This window comes from Algimonas porphyrae (genome assembly GCF_041429795.1).
GTDB lineage: Bacteria > Pseudomonadota > Alphaproteobacteria > Caulobacterales > Maricaulaceae > Litorimonas > Litorimonas porphyrae.
Genome location: NZ_CP163424.1, coordinates 907,781 through 920,387, shown reverse-complemented (window position 1 = coordinate 920,387; position 12,607 = coordinate 907,781). Strand labels below are relative to the sequence as shown.

The following is a 12,607-nucleotide window of genomic DNA, read 5'->3' as shown; positions in this document are numbered from 1 at the left end:
TGCGCATTTAGGGAGCCGGAAGCGGCTTTACAACGCGCGCCAGACAGACCGTGTCAATCCGGGTGGCGCCTGCGCGTTTCAAAGTCCGTGTGCAGGCTTCCAGCGTCGCGCCCGTCGTCATCACATCATCGATCAGAACGAGACGCCGCCCGGCCACCCTGCCCGGATCGGAGACCGTAAAGGCGCCTTGAACATTCCGGCGACGTCCTGCCGCTGACAATCCGCCCTGGCTCGGTGTCCGGCGGTCGCGCAGTAGCGCATGCGCGTCCATCGGCACGCCGCAACGCCTTGATAACGACCGTGCCAGCAGAGCCGACTGGTTGAAGCGCCGCTTGATCAGACGGGTGCGGTGCAGCGGGACGGGAATGAGCAGATCGGCATGGGCCAGGGCCGTTCGTCCGGCCCGGTGCATCTGCGCGGCAAAACTGTGCAGTCGGTCCGTATGGCCGCCATGTTTGAAAGCCAGAATCATGCGGCGCGAGGCCTCGTCATACTGCAGCGCCGACCGCGCCGTGGCGTAGGCGGGTCGGCGCGCCAGACAGGCGGCGCAAGCCAGATCGAACGCGCTGATACCGGCGACCTGATGATCGAATGGATAGCCGCAGGACGCACAGCACGGTTCATCCAGAAACGTCAGGGCGGCGAACAGTTCCGTATCGTCGGTCGGCGGCAGAACCGTATCGACGACCAGCCGCCCCATGCTCAGCAGTCGTGATTGCCAGACCTCCATTTGCCGACTATCGCGCCCGCATGAGCGCAACACAAGATCAAACGCACGGCAAAGCGCCGCCGACCGTGCTGTTCGACGAACAGGCGCAAGCCCTGCGGGTCGACCGGGCCAAGCGGCGGCAGCAACGCGCAACACCATTCCTGCTTGAGCGCGCCATCGATGATTTGTCCGAACGGCTGCAGGATGTGAACCGGACTTTTTCGAGGGCCTGCCTGATCGGTCCGTTCGACTGGCGCGATCAAATCCTGGACAGACTGCCAGTGGCGAAACGCTTCGCCCAGTTCGATTACCGCGAAACACCCGGCGGCGATGCGTATGACCTGGTGATCAGCCTGTTCCACATCCAGTCACTGAATACGGTGGGCGGATGGATGCAGGCGGCGCGCGCCATGCTGATTCCCGACGGTCTGTTCCTGGCCTGCCTGATCGGCGGGATCAGTCTGACGGAATTGCGACAGACGCTCTACGCCATCGATACGGACCGGATCGGTTCGCCGACACCCCGCATCCATCCCATGATCGAAGTTCGCGCGGCGGCACAATTGCTGGGCCATGCCGGACTGGCCATTCCCGTCACGGACTCCGATCGCTTCGCCGTGCATTACCGCCAGATCGAGACGCTGGCTGGCGACCTGCGTGATCTGGGGTTAAGCAATGCTCTGACGGATCGCAGCGCGGAACCTGCGCCGCGTCTCATCACTGACATCGAAGCGCGGCTTCGCCCCGCGCCAGACAGGCCGATGCCGATCAGTTGGGAAATCGTCTGGATGACGGGGTGGGCACCGCATGACAGCCAGCAAAAACCACTCAAGCCGGGATCTGCCAAAATCGGTCTCAACGAGGCGTTGAAATCGATCCGCGACCGCTAGCGGCTAGACATGAGTCGTGATCAGGCCGTTTTCCGTCAGAATGTGATCCAGCTGCATATCGGTCTTTTCCGTCGGCAAGACTTTGACCATCTGCCCCGCATAAGCCACGCCGACGGTTCGCAAGCTTGGCTTTTCCGTTTTCAGCCCCGCCAGTGTCGCGTCGTAATAACCACCACCATAACCGAGCCTGTCGCCCTGCCGGGTAAAGGCCAGAAGCGGCACCAGAACGACGTCCGGGACGAGCGGATCGGCCCCGTCGCTGAGTTCGCCCACCGGGTGTTGCGTCCCGAACGGCCCGGCTTCCATAGCTGCATCTGGGGTCCAGCGGCGAAAGCTGAGCCGGAGCCGGTCGCGCGGCGTGACCGGCAAGACGATAGTGTGGGACTCCGACAGGCGTTGCAGAAGCGGGCGAATATCGACTTCGCTATTGATCGGCCAATAGCCGGCAATGATGGCGGAGGGCTCCATGCCTGGCCAGTAGCGGACAAAGTCATTCGCATTCGCCGAAAGCCCAGCGCGTAGCGCCCGTGCCCGGTCTCTAGCCTGATCTTTACGTGTCGCGATGCTCATTGTGGAAACACTCTCATTGAAACGCCGAAACGAAGATGGCTCTGGTCACGATGCGTAATCATGCGGACGGCTGACTTTTCAAGGTCCGGGCGACCGCATCGACCACGATTTCGATCTGAACCTCGATGTCTTCGACAGGCAAGAGCAGAGTGCGCGTGCCCATCGCCATCGACACGATGCCGTGGATCGACGCCCAGAGTGCGCGCGCCGTATGAAGACGCCTATCTCCGTCAAAACGGATCGGAAAATCTTCCAGCGCCTGTTCGATGATGGCCAGCAGGGCGCGTTCCTTCTGCCGATACCAGCTCGGCGCGCTATCCATACGGTCTTGATTGAATGCGAGCGTCGCGGACCAGAGCGTGTGATGATCGCCGACCCATTCCAGATAGGCATGAGCTAGCGTATAGAGCTGCCGTCTGGGCGTTTGCATCGCCTTGCGGGCGCGGTCCAGCGCGCCCTGCTGATGCGCAAATAGATCATCATAGGTCTGGCCATTGGCCAGCCGGACAAGGTCGTCCAGATGACCGAACATATTGTAGAGTGTGCCGACCGAAACTCCGGCTGATGCCGCAATGGGGCGCGCCTTGACCGATGACAGACCGTCCGCAGCCATCAAGTCACGGGTCAGCGCGATAACCCGCTCTCGCGTGCCGTCCGGTGCCTTGCGACCTCGCACTCCTGTCTGTCTCTTTTCTTCCATCATCATACCTTAGCCCATCTTTCCTGAATGAACAACGTTCATTATTGCATATTGAACACGGTTCAAACTTCTGCCTAGTGATATTGAACACGGTTCAAACATGGAGACACCAATGTATAGAACACTCAGATCCATCTTTCAGGGCAAGGCGCTTCAGGCAGAGCAATCACTGGAAACTCGCAATGCGGCGCTGATCATCCGCCAGAAGATCGCCGAAGCGGAAGCCGGGCATGCCAGTGCGAAACGAGGGCTGGCAGCCCTCGTCGTGAAAATCCGGTCCGAAGAGAATACCCTGATCCTGCTGGGCGATCAGATTGCGGAGCTGACCGAACGCACGCGTCAGGCCTTGGCAAAGGAGAATGAAGCGCTCGCGCGCGAAGCGGCCGTCATGGTCGCCCAGCTGGAAGATGAGCGCAGCTTGCGCGAAAACACGCTGGATAGTTCGCGCCGCAAGGCGGAGCGCATCCGTCTGGCTGTCGAGCGCAACCATCGGCAGCTGATTTCCCTGCGGCAAGGGCTGATCACGGCGCAGAGCATCGAGCGCGAACGCGCGGCCATCGCCGGCAGCCATCTGCACCGCGCGGCACCGGGGCAGCAATCCGTTTCAGGATCCATCCGGGAAGGCGAAGCCGTGCTGTCACGCCTGCTGAAATCCGAAGACCCGGTCGCGCTGGATGACGTCCTGACCGACATCGAGGACGATCTGTCCGGTCAGTCCGTCCTCAACCGTCTGGCCGATGCCGGATGCGGCCCGTCATTGAAGACACGTCCCGAGGACGTGCTGCAACGCTTGCGCGTCGCAGCCGCACCCGTCGAAAGCTGACCGCGCAAGCTATTCATCTCAGATCCCCTCACCTCACCTCACCTCACCGTTACACATAGACCCACAGGAGCCCAACCATGCTCGAACATTCGAAAACCTGGATCCACTTCAACTATCTCTGCGTCATCACGGCCTTCGGCATGCTCGGCGCGAGTCTGGTCCTCATGCCCGTCAACATCGCGACCAAGGGCTATCTGGCCATGGGGATCGTGTTCCTCGCCGGATCGCTGATCACACTGGTCAAGACGCTCACGGATATCCGCATGCAGGATATGACCTTCGAGAAAATCGCCCGCGCGAAGCAGGATCAACTCCTGTCCGAATATGCGGAAAAAGCAGGCGGCTAGACCTCGCTGCTCCCGGCCCGCTCGCAAAAATGTGGGCCGGGAACAGGATTGGGAGAGAGCATCATGACCGACCGGTCGCCCCAAAGGCATCGTCAGAGGCACCCTCAGCTCGCGACGATCGGGGATGGCCGCTATAGTGCGGTGATTTGCCTGCTAATGGGCGGGCTTGGCTTGCTGAGCGTTCTCGCCTTCCTGTTTCCCAGCTATCTGACGACGCCCGACCTGCGCGCGATCTATGATCCCAATCTGCTCCGAACGCTGCTGGGTCTTGGCCTGTTCATCGGGGCCGCCTTCGGCTGCTTTGCCCTCTATCGTCAGGCCGGTCGCCGGATTGCCTGGAGCGGCATGGGTCTGATTGCGCTGGCCCTGCTGCTGGGCGGTCCAAGTGTGAAGACCGGGCCAATACTGGACGGTGCGCCCTATCTGGGTCTGGACTGGTTTATCATCGGCCTTCTGACGAGCGGCGGTCTGTTTATCGCGCTGGAGCGGCTGGCCCCTTTCCGGGCGGAGCAATCCGTGTTTCGCGCAGGCTGGCTGCATGACATCAAGCATTTCGCGCTCAATCACTGTCTGATCGGGTTCTACCTGCTGATCGCCAATCTGATCGTTCATGACTATCTTGGCTGGATGATCGTTCCGATGGTCGGGGCTTTCATTGCCGACCTGCCCTTCATTGTGCAATTTTTCGGTCTGCTGCTGGCCGTCGATATGCTCGTCTACGGCGTTCATCGGCTCTATCACACGACCGACTTTTTCTGGAAAATTCACAGCGTCCATCATAGCACCGATGTGATGGACTGGCTGGCCGGATCGCGCTTCAACTTCCTGGAACCCATCATCACCCGCACCGCTGGATTGCTGGTCATCACTACGCTCGGTTTCGAACCCGGTCCGATCAGCGCCTATATCGTCTTCGCTTCGTTTCACGCGACATGGCTGCATGCCAATCTGGGTTGGGACTTGCGCTGGATGGAGCGGATCGGCCTGTGCACACCCAAATTCCATCACTGGCATCACGCCAAGGCCGAGGCCGCGATCAATATGAATTACGGCACCTATGTCGTCTGGTTCGACAGGCTGTTCGGCTCCTACTACAATCCGGACACGTTTCCAGATGGGTACGGCGTGCTGCATGACCCGCCGCCCAAAAGTCTGTGGGCGCAGCAACTCCATCCCTTTGTCGATAATGCCAAATCAGTGCTGCAGGAAATCAAATCCGACCCATAGACACGCACCGTCAAACCCATGCCGCGGCATCAGAGCCCGGATGAGTGGCGTCGGTCTGTTGCGCCGCTCGCCAAGGCCGTTAAAGCGCGCATATGGCAAGCCCTCCGTCAGCGCCCCTATCGGGCTACCGCATCGTCGAACTGGCTGGTATCGGCCCCTGCCCCTATGCGGGCATGTTGCTGGCCGATATGGGCGCGGAGGTCATACTCGTGAACCGGCCCGGCTTTGCCGTTCCGACCGTACATGACCGGGGCAAGACATCGATCGCGATCGATCTGCGTCAGCCGGACGGGGTGGCAGTCCTGCTCGATCTTGTCGAACGCAGCGACGCGCTGATCGAAGGCTTGCGTCCCGGCGTTGTCGAGCGGCTTGGCATCGGCCCGGATGCCTGCCACGCGCGCAATGCGAAGCTGGTCTATGGCCGCATGACCGGCTGGGGCCAGACTGGACCCTGGGCGAAGACGGCAGGGCACGACCTCAATTATATCGCCATTACCGGGGCTCTCGCCGCCATGGGGCGCGAAGGCGAACCGCCGCCGCCGCCCTTGAACATTATCGGCGATTATGGTGGCGGCACCCTGTTTCTGGTGATGGGCGTGCTCGCCGCATTGCTGCAGGCTGAGCGCACGGGGCGCGGCGATGTCATTGACGCGGCCATGATCGACGGGACGAACAGTCTGATGGGCCTGTTCCACACGCTGGCCGGGCTCGGACAATGGACGCCGGAGCGTGACACCAACCTGCTGGATGGCGGCATGCCTTTTTATCGCTGCTACGCGACATCGGACGGTAAGTTCATGGCCGTCGGCTGTATCGAGCCGCAATTCTTCGCCGAATTTCTGCGCTTGCTGGAGATCGATCCAGGCGATTTCGGCGACCAGATGGACAAGCGCGAACATGCAAAACAGCATGCAAGGCTCGAAGCCCTATTCAAGACGCACACGCGCGATCACTGGGCCGCACGCTTTGATGGGTCGGACGCCTGCGTCACGCCCGTGCTGGACTATACGGAAGCCCCCGATCACCCGCAGAACCGCGCGCGCGGCGGACTTGAACGGCACGGCCACTATGTGCACCCGCGCCCAGCCCCGGTCTTTGGCGGACATTATGATGTGCCGGACCCGGTCTTGCCTGTCATCAATGGCGGCCGCGATGCGGTCACCCGCCTGCTCGGTTACAATGCAGACCGCGTCTCCACCCTCATTCAGACCAAGATCCTGTCGGAGTAGACATGTCAGATCAAAGCGCTTCGGACCTCGTCTCCTATGAAATGGACGGCCATGTCGCCATCATCACGCTGAACCGTCCCGAGGTGATGAACGCGATGAACAAGGCCGTCCGCAAAGCCCTTCGCGCAGCCCAGACCAGGGCAGAACATGATGATCAGGTCCGTGTCGTCGTTCTGACCGGATCGGGCCGCGCCTTTTCGTCCGGGACCGACTTGAAGGAAAGCGCCAGTTTTGCATCCGAACATGGCCAATTCGACAATTCGATCCGGGACTATAAACCGCTGGTCGACGGCATCGCCAAGTCAGACAAGATCTATATCGCCGCCATTAATGGCTTCGCCGGCGGCGTCGCGCTTGGACTCGCACTGGGGTCCGATCTGGCCGTGATGGCGGATGATGCCACCATCTTCTCGCCTTTTATCGGCATCGGCTTGGTCCCGGATGGTGGTGCCAGCTGGTTCTATCTGCATCATCTCGGTTATAAGCGGGCCTTCGCGGCCATGGCCGAAGGCACGCGGCTGGACGCCCGAACCTGTCTGGAGGCCGGCATGGTCAACAAGGTCGTGCCAGCCGGCGACCTGCGCATGGACGCGATCGCATGGGCGCAGTCTCTGGCCGAAAAAGCGCCCCTCGCGCTGCGATCTCTGAAAAGAATCATGCGCGAAGCCACGCATTCCACACAGGAACAGACGGCCAGGCTCGAATCTGAGCATCAGATGATCATGGCCAATACGGACGATTCCCGCGAAGGCATCATGGCCTTCGTTCAGAAACGCAAACCCGATTTCAAAGGACGGTAAATCGTGAAACAACTTCTCTTCTCAGCCGCCACGCTTGTCTCGGCACTCACATTGACGGCGGTCATGGTCCCGAGCCTCGCTCACGCCAAGGCCGCGCAACCGGGTAATTGTGCCGTCTGGTTGGAAGAAGCGGCCAAGACCGTCAAATCCGACAGCCGCTTTACCGATCCGCTTCGGATGGAGGCGAGCGAGGCCTTCACAGCATTCGCGAAAGCCCAGCGCCAGATCGTCCAGGACGGCATGGCCAAAACCTATGCTGACTCCAAGGCCTTTGGCTGGGACAAGGCCAAGGTCGACCAGATGATGGCGCAGAATGAAACGGCTCTGCGGCAGGGCTTCACCACTTCGACCATGGAACCGGACAGGCTCTATATGGACCACGTCATGGCGATCAATAATTGCGCGGAAGTGAATAAAACGGACGCACAGATGGGACAGGACCGCGAGGCCTTTATTGCGACCCTGACAGCCGTCTTCGAGCTTGTGCGCGCAGGCTGACCTGCCCCACGATCACCCCTGACAGACGCGTTTGCAACCAATTGCGTCGCCCTTCCTTCTGATGCGAAAGCCCGCCCCTAAAATGACCATGAAAACGACCATCGCCGATCTCCTATCCAGCCGCTACTCCGCGCGGGGATTCAAACCCGACCCCGTACCCCAGGCTTTGCTGAACGACATTTTCGCCGAAAGCCTGAAGGCCGCATCGAACTGCAACACGCAGCCCTGGCAGGTCTATGTTGTCTCGGGCGAGATGAAGGATAAAGTCTCCAACGCGATGCTGGCCGAAGTGATGAGCGGCAAGGGGCCGTCGCCGGAATTTGCCTGGAACGTCAGATATCAGGGCGTCCACAAGGACCGCCAATGGGGCTCCGCCATGGCGCTTTACGGTGCAATGGGGATTGAACGCGAAGACAAGCCCGCGCGCATGCAGGCCATGGGCCGCAATTGGCAATTCTTCGGTGCGCCGCACGGAGCTTTCTTCGCGATGGAAAAATATCTCGACATTATGGGTGCCGTCGATGTCGGCATTTACGCCCAGACGCTCAGCCTTCTGCTGGAAGAAAACGGCATCCAGTCCTGCATGCAGGGTGCGCTGGGACAATTCCCGGCCCCTGTGAAAAACCTGCTCGGTATCCCCGACGAACAGGGCATCTTGTTCGGCATGAGCTTCGGTTACGCCGATGACCACGATGCGAATGATTGCCGCACGGACCGGGTAGCGCTGGAGGATGGCGTCAAGTTTTTCAGCTAGTCTATTAGGGGACGCAGCGCTTCCGCTTAACCGGCAAGGTGTCCGCGCGCAGCGCTGACGGAAGCGCTGAGCCAATAAAAAAGACCGCCCATTGGGCGGTCTTTCATTCGTAAAGCACGCGTCGAAAAATCTACTCTTCTTCGTTTTTCGCGTCTTCCGCAGGCGTGTCTTCAGCAGGCGCGTTCTTGGCTTCTTCGGCAGCGGCCTTGGCGGCTTCGTCGGCGGCCTTTTTAGCTTCTTCAGCAGCCGCCTTGGCTTCCTTCTCGGCTTCGGCGCGGGCTTCAGCCTTTTCCTTTTTCTCTTCCAGGCGCTCTAGCGCTTTCTCGCCGGGCTTGCCTTTTTCAGGGTTGTTGCCAGCTTTCCATTCCCACAGGCCGGCAGCACCGAGGAAGCGCGCGACGCGGTCAGTTGGGCGTGCACCCTTACCAAGCCATTCCTTGATCTTGTCGACTTCCAGCTGGACGCGATTTTCGTCGTCCTTGGCCAGCATCGGATTGTAGCGTCCGACGATTTCGATGAAGCGACCATCGCGCGGAGAACGCGAGTCGGCGACGACGATACGATAAAAGGGACGTTTTTTCGCGCCGTGACGGGCGAGACGAAGTTTCAGAGCCATGATGTTTCCTTAAAGTGAGTTCTGAGTTTGGTTATTTCTTGAATTTCGGACTGCCACCCAAACCGGGAAGGCCGCCACCACCGAGACCGGGGAGGCCACCTCCGCCCAGTCCAGGGAGTTTGCCGAGACCCGGCAGGCTGGAGCCCATCTGTTTCTTGAGTTCTTCGAGCTGAGCCGGGTCCATGTCGGCAGGGTTGGGCATGCCGCCCATTCCGCCGCCAAGGCCCTTCATCGCACCCTTAGGCATGCCGGGCATGCCCGCCATCTGCGCGGCCATTCCAGCCATCCCGCCCTTGCCCATCTTTTTCATCATGTCGGACATCTGACGGTGCATCTTCAGCAGCTTGTTGACTTCGGAGACCTGTACGCCTGAACCGGCGGCGATCCGCTTCTTGCGCGACGCCTTGATGAGTTTGGGGTTTTTGCGTTCCCACGGGGTCATGGACAGGATGACGGCGCGTTGACGCGAGAGCAAATTGTCATCGACGCCGCCCATGGCGTCCATCTGCTTCTTCATCTTGCCCATGCCGGGCAGCAATTTCATGATTCCGCCCATACCGCCGAGCTTGGACATCTGGCCAAGCTGATTGGCCAGATCGTCGAGATCGAACTCGCCCTTGGCCATCTTTTCGGCCGCGCGCGCCGCGTCCTTTTCGTCGATCAGCGCGCTCGCCTTCTCGACCAGCGCGACCACGTCGCCCTGTCCCAGAATGCGCCCCGCCAGCCGTTCGGCATCGAACTGTTCCAGCCCGTCCAGTTTCTCGCCCGTACCGAGGAACTTGATCGGCAGGCCCGTGACAGCCTTCATTGAAAGCGCCGCACCGCCGCGGCCATCACCATCAATCCGCGTCAGGACCAGACCGGTCAGCGGCAGGGCTTCGTTGAAGCGCGCCGCCGTTTCCACCGCATCCTGCCCGGTCAGCGCATCGGCGACAAGCAGCGTCTCGGTCGGCTGCGCGATGCGCGCGACCTCGATGACTTCCGCCATCAGTTCTTCATTGATCGTGGTCCGGCCCGCCGTGTCGAGGAACAGCACGTCATAGCCGCCTTTAGCCGCTTCCTTGAGGGCGCGCTGCGTGATCTCGACGGCCGATTGGCCCTTGACGATCGGCAGGAAGCCCGTGCCGGATTTGTCCGCCAGCATGCCGAGCTGATCCATCGCCGCCGGACGGTTCGTATCGAGCGAGGCGAGCATGACCTTCTTCTTGGCGCGCTCGCGCAGATAGAGCGCCAGCTTGCCCGTCGTCGTCGTCTTGCCGGAACCTTGCAGACCCGCCATCAGAATGACGACGGGTGGTTTGGCATTGAGATTGAGTTCCGAGGCGGCACGGACCGCCGCCATGTCGGCATCGTCTTCTGACAATGTGCCACCCAGCGTCTGGATCAGCGCATCATTGACGATCTTGACGACCTGCTGACCGGGTTTGACCGCCTTGATGACGCGCTCGCCGACAGCTTCTTCCCGCACCTTGGCGACGAACTGCTTGACGACCGGCAGGGCGACATCGGCTTCGAGCAGCGCCTTGCGGATTTCGCGCATGGCTGCGTCCACGTCGCGCTCTGTCAGCGCGCCGCGACCCGTCAGCGTGTCGAAAACACCGCCTAATCGATCTCCAAGAGCTTCAAACAAGTCTCTGACGTCTCCAATTCGAAACACTGTGATCAGACAATGCGAAAAGGCCGGCAGCGAACGAAAACTCGTCGGCTCCGGGACCCCGTCTGCATCATGCACAGCGCGGAGCGCAAGATTAGTCCTGCGCGAAAGTGGGCGGCTACTAGGGCTGCGGACAAGTCTTGTCAACCAGATCGCTGCGAGACAGGCTGAGACCAACCCTAACGGAAGCGTCATTTGCGCCTGGGGGTGTTGGTGTTGCACTATTTCATGATGATCCGTTTTCTGTTGCCGATCCTGATCTGGTTGAGCGCAGCCCTGCCGGCGCTGGCGCAAGCCGTCGAGGCGCGCTCCGACCACTTCGTTCTGATCTCCGAAGCGCCGGTCGATGCCGCCGCCCTGCTGTCCGATCTGGAGCAGTTCCGCCTCGCTGTCATGGCCGATCTGGGGTTGCAGCCCGATGCGGATGAGCCGCCGCTGCGCCTGAACATCATCCGCGACCTCGACGTTTTCGCGGCCATTTCTCCGGGCGGCATTACGGCGGCCATCTACCGCCAGAGCGCGGCGGGCAACGACATCGTCATCGGCTATAGCGAAGACCCCGAAGCGCTGCTCGGCAATGCGCTCGACCCGGGCGGACTGCGCCTCGTCCTCAGACATGAGTTCGTCCATCATATTCTGGAGATGCATTATCCTCGCAAACTGCCGATCTGGCTCGGCGAGGGGCTGGCGGAATATTATGCGACATTCGAGCAGACACAGGACGGTCAGAGCCGCTTTGGTCGCGCCTTGCCCGAACAAGATCTTCTGTCCGATACGCGCACCTGGCTGCCGATGCGAACGGTCATCGAAAGCATGGCCCGCTATCCCGACTTCCGCACCATTCCGGCACCATCGGAATTCTGGGCGCAACGGCTTTATTACGGGCAGAGCTGGGCCCTGGCCCACTTCATCATGGACAGGCCGGACGGCCTTGCCCGCATTCACCGCTTCGTCGATCGCTGGCATCCGGCGACCGATAGCGAAGACAGTTTCGAGCAAGAATTCGGCTTGCGCTATGACCGGCTCGAAGCGGAAGTCCGACAGGAATTTTCGGGCCGGGCCAATGACCTGCAGGGCCGCCCCATTCCCGGTCTGTTGCAACGACTGACATCGCGGACACCAACAGCGGATGACATCGCGCTCAACCATCTGCGCCTGATCCTGTCGCATGGCCGGGACAGCCGCCAGAATGCCCACCTGATCGAGCGGTTGCGCGCTCAAGTGGGTCGACCCGACCGGGAGCCCAGCCTCGATCAACAATTCGCCGAGGCGCTGTGGCACTGGAAAGCCGGAGACTGGACGGCGGCTGACATGATCATCGCGGACATACTTGCGCGCGATCCGGCGCATCCTGCCGCGCTGAAACTGAACGTCAAATCCGCCTATCGCGCCATGGCCGAACGACAAACCGATCAGGCCCGCTGGATCGCAGCGGAAGACGCCGCCATTCAGGCCCTCGCCTCGCAGCCCCATGATGCGGAACTGCATCTGTTTCGCGTTGCGGCCACAGCGCCGATCAATAACCGTCTACCGGAAGCCGCCCGGGCGTCGCTCGACTGGCTGATCAAAGAACAGACCCATTTGCGCATGCCGAGCCTGTCCATGATGATGGTTCCCGCCCTGATCTATGAAAAAAGATTCGACCATGCCGAACATGTGCTCGATTTCGCCGAGCGCTGGACCATCCGGCCCACGGATCAGCGTGTCATCGACAATCTGCGTGCCAATGTCGACGCGCAGCGCGCGGCACAGGTGAGCGCAGCCCCGTAAGTCCGCCACGCACCCAACCC

Annotated in this window: 14 protein-coding genes; 9 read left to right on the top strand and 5 right to left on the bottom strand. The window is 60.9% G+C overall.

Features of this window, described 5'->3' with window-relative positions:
* Nucleotides 1-7: 7 nt before the first annotated feature.
* The gene (locus tag AB6B39_RS04605) at nucleotides 8-730 is read right to left on the bottom strand and encodes a ComF family protein (protein ID WP_284373151.1); all 723 of its coding nucleotides are present in this window, start codon (nucleotides 728-730) and stop codon (nucleotides 8-10) included.
* A gap of 20 nt (nucleotides 731-750) precedes the next feature.
* Between AB6B39_RS04605 and AB6B39_RS04600 the strand changes: the two genes are divergently transcribed.
* A complete protein-coding gene (locus AB6B39_RS04600; protein ID WP_284373153.1) occupies nucleotides 751-1,599 on the top strand; it encodes a hypothetical protein in 849 nt (282 codons plus the stop codon).
* Nucleotides 1,600-1,602: 3 nt separating this feature from the next.
* Here AB6B39_RS04600 and AB6B39_RS04595 read toward each other — a convergent pair whose 3' ends face one another.
* Together AB6B39_RS04595 and AB6B39_RS04590 are read right to left on the bottom strand one after the other, a co-directional pair.
* Nucleotides 1,603-2,169 (bottom strand): 5-formyltetrahydrofolate cyclo-ligase, encoded by a 567-nt coding sequence (locus AB6B39_RS04595; protein ID WP_284373155.1) that lies wholly within the window; start codon nucleotides 2,167-2,169, stop codon nucleotides 1,603-1,605.
* Nucleotides 2,170-2,227: 58 nt separating this feature from the next.
* Entirely contained in the window at nucleotides 2,228-2,875 is a 648-nt protein-coding gene (locus AB6B39_RS04590) for a TetR/AcrR family transcriptional regulator (protein WP_284373158.1), read from the bottom strand.
* Between the two features lie 106 nt (nucleotides 2,876-2,981).
* On the opposite strand from AB6B39_RS04590, the gene AB6B39_RS04585 reads away from it, so the two are divergent.
* From AB6B39_RS04585 to AB6B39_RS04555, 7 genes are all read left to right on the top strand, one after another.
* Complete coding sequence (locus AB6B39_RS04585) at nucleotides 2,982-3,692, top strand: PspA/IM30 family protein (RefSeq protein WP_284373161.1); 711 nt, start codon at nucleotides 2,982-2,984, stop codon at nucleotides 3,690-3,692.
* 77 nt (nucleotides 3,693-3,769) lie between these two features.
* Complete coding sequence (locus AB6B39_RS04580) at nucleotides 3,770-4,039, top strand: YiaA/YiaB family inner membrane protein (RefSeq protein WP_284373163.1); 270 nt, start codon at nucleotides 3,770-3,772, stop codon at nucleotides 4,037-4,039.
* A 63-nt stretch (nucleotides 4,040-4,102) separates the two neighbouring features.
* The gene (locus tag AB6B39_RS04575) at nucleotides 4,103-5,266 is read left to right on the top strand and encodes a sterol desaturase family protein (RefSeq protein WP_284373165.1); all 1,164 of its coding nucleotides are present in this window, start codon (nucleotides 4,103-4,105) and stop codon (nucleotides 5,264-5,266) included.
* A 92-nt stretch (nucleotides 5,267-5,358) separates the two neighbouring features.
* Nucleotides 5,359-6,495 (top strand): CaiB/BaiF CoA transferase family protein, encoded by a 1,137-nt coding sequence (locus tag AB6B39_RS04570; RefSeq protein ID WP_284373167.1) that lies wholly within the window; start codon nucleotides 5,359-5,361, stop codon nucleotides 6,493-6,495.
* Nucleotides 6,496-6,497: 2 nt separating this feature from the next.
* Complete coding sequence (locus AB6B39_RS04565; RefSeq protein ID WP_284373169.1) at nucleotides 6,498-7,295, top strand: enoyl-CoA hydratase/isomerase family protein; 798 nt, start codon at nucleotides 6,498-6,500, stop codon at nucleotides 7,293-7,295.
* Between the two features lie 3 nt (nucleotides 7,296-7,298).
* Nucleotides 7,299-7,793: a hypothetical protein gene (locus AB6B39_RS04560; protein ID WP_284373171.1), complete on the top strand. Its 495-nt coding sequence runs from the start codon at nucleotides 7,299-7,301 to the stop codon at nucleotides 7,791-7,793.
* Nucleotides 7,794-7,881: 88 nt separating this feature from the next.
* Complete coding sequence (locus tag AB6B39_RS04555) at nucleotides 7,882-8,547, top strand: nitroreductase (protein WP_284373174.1); 666 nt, start codon at nucleotides 7,882-7,884, stop codon at nucleotides 8,545-8,547.
* A 130-nt stretch (nucleotides 8,548-8,677) separates the two neighbouring features.
* Here AB6B39_RS04555 and rpsP read toward each other — a convergent pair whose 3' ends face one another.
* Nucleotides 8,678-9,163, bottom strand: a complete 486-nt coding sequence (rpsP, locus tag AB6B39_RS04550; RefSeq protein ID WP_284373176.1) for a 30S ribosomal protein S16 — start codon at nucleotides 9,161-9,163, stop codon at nucleotides 8,678-8,680.
* Between the two features lie 31 nt (nucleotides 9,164-9,194).
* Entirely contained in the window at nucleotides 9,195-10,793 is a 1,599-nt protein-coding gene (gene ffh / locus AB6B39_RS04545; RefSeq protein ID WP_284373178.1) for a signal recognition particle protein, read from the bottom strand.
* Nucleotides 10,794-11,045: 252 nt separating this feature from the next.
* Here ffh and AB6B39_RS04540 point away from each other — a divergent pair, with 252 nt between their 5' ends.
* Entirely contained in the window at nucleotides 11,046-12,587 is a 1,542-nt protein-coding gene (locus tag AB6B39_RS04540) for a DUF1570 domain-containing protein (protein WP_284373180.1), read from the top strand.
* Nucleotides 12,588-12,607: the final 20 nt, after the last annotated feature.

Excerpts from the sequence above, each read along its gene's own strand:
- AB6B39_RS04605 (WP_284373151.1), bottom strand. The coding sequence starts at position 730 with ATGGAGGTCTGGCAATCACGACTGCTGAGCATGGGGCGGCTGGTCGTC.
- AB6B39_RS04600 (WP_284373153.1), top strand. The coding sequence starts at position 751 with ATGAGCGCAACACAAGATCAAACGCACGGCAAAGCGCCGCCGACCGTG.
- AB6B39_RS04595 (WP_284373155.1), bottom strand. The coding sequence starts at position 2,169 with ATGAGCATCGCGACACGTAAAGATCAGGCTAGAGACCGGGCACGGGCG.
- AB6B39_RS04590 (WP_284373158.1), bottom strand. The coding sequence starts at position 2,875 with ATGATGATGGAAGAAAAGAGACAGACAGGAGTGCGAGGTCGCAAGGCA.
- AB6B39_RS04585 (WP_284373161.1), top strand. The coding sequence starts at position 2,982 with ATGTATAGAACACTCAGATCCATCTTTCAGGGCAAGGCGCTTCAGGCA.
- AB6B39_RS04580 (WP_284373163.1), top strand. The coding sequence starts at position 3,770 with ATGCTCGAACATTCGAAAACCTGGATCCACTTCAACTATCTCTGCGTC.
- AB6B39_RS04575 (WP_284373165.1), top strand. The coding sequence starts at position 4,103 with ATGACCGACCGGTCGCCCCAAAGGCATCGTCAGAGGCACCCTCAGCTC.
- AB6B39_RS04570 (WP_284373167.1), top strand. The coding sequence starts at position 5,359 with ATGGCAAGCCCTCCGTCAGCGCCCCTATCGGGCTACCGCATCGTCGAA.
- AB6B39_RS04565 (WP_284373169.1), top strand. The coding sequence starts at position 6,498 with ATGTCAGATCAAAGCGCTTCGGACCTCGTCTCCTATGAAATGGACGGC.
- AB6B39_RS04555 (WP_284373174.1), top strand. The coding sequence starts at position 7,882 with ATGAAAACGACCATCGCCGATCTCCTATCCAGCCGCTACTCCGCGCGG.
- rpsP (WP_284373176.1), bottom strand. The coding sequence starts at position 9,163 with ATGGCTCTGAAACTTCGTCTCGCCCGTCACGGCGCGAAAAAACGTCCC.
- AB6B39_RS04540 (WP_284373180.1), top strand. The coding sequence starts at position 11,046 with ATGATGATCCGTTTTCTGTTGCCGATCCTGATCTGGTTGAGCGCAGCC.